Source organism: Bartonella capreoli (assembly GCF_902813205.1).
Taxonomy (GTDB): Bacteria; Pseudomonadota; Alphaproteobacteria; order Rhizobiales; family Rhizobiaceae; genus Bartonella; species Bartonella schoenbuchensis.
Genome location: NZ_CADDZX010000301.1, coordinates 1 through 414 on the forward strand (window position 1 = coordinate 1; position 414 = coordinate 414).

2 pseudogenes are annotated in these 414 nt (G+C 44.2%); both read left to right on the forward strand.

Annotated features, from left to right (window positions below):
- Nucleotides 1–126 (forward strand): annotated as a pseudogene (gene sucC, locus J7R05_RS08525) (succinate--CoA ligase subunit beta); the annotation flags it as partial.
- A 3-nt stretch (nt 127–129) separates the two neighbouring features.
- Nucleotides 130–414 (forward strand): annotated as a pseudogene (locus J7R05_RS08530) (succinate--CoA ligase subunit alpha); the annotation flags it as partial.

Here is a 414-nt window from a genome sequence, read left to right on the forward strand (position 1 = left end):
CGTCTTGAAGGCACAAATGTTGAGCAGGGTAAAGCGATTATCAGTGATAGTGGTTCAAACGTTATTCCCGCTGACGATTTAGATGATGCTGCTCAAAAAATTGTTGCAGCCGTGAAGGGAGCTTAAGTGATGTCAATTCTTGAGAATAAGGATACAAAAGCTCTGGTTCAGGGGCTTACAGGAAAAACAGGAACGTTTCATACAGAACAAGCGCTTGCTTATCATGGTACGCAAATGGTTGGGGGCGTTAATCCTAAAAAGGGTGGTGAAACGTGGGAAGGTTCAAAAGGTGAAACTCTTCCTATTTTTGCCAGTGTTGCTGAGGCAAAAGAAAAGACAGGTGCAGATGCTTCGGTTATTTATGTTCCGCCTGCAGGAGCCGCAGCAGCTATTATAGAAGCTATTGATGCTGAC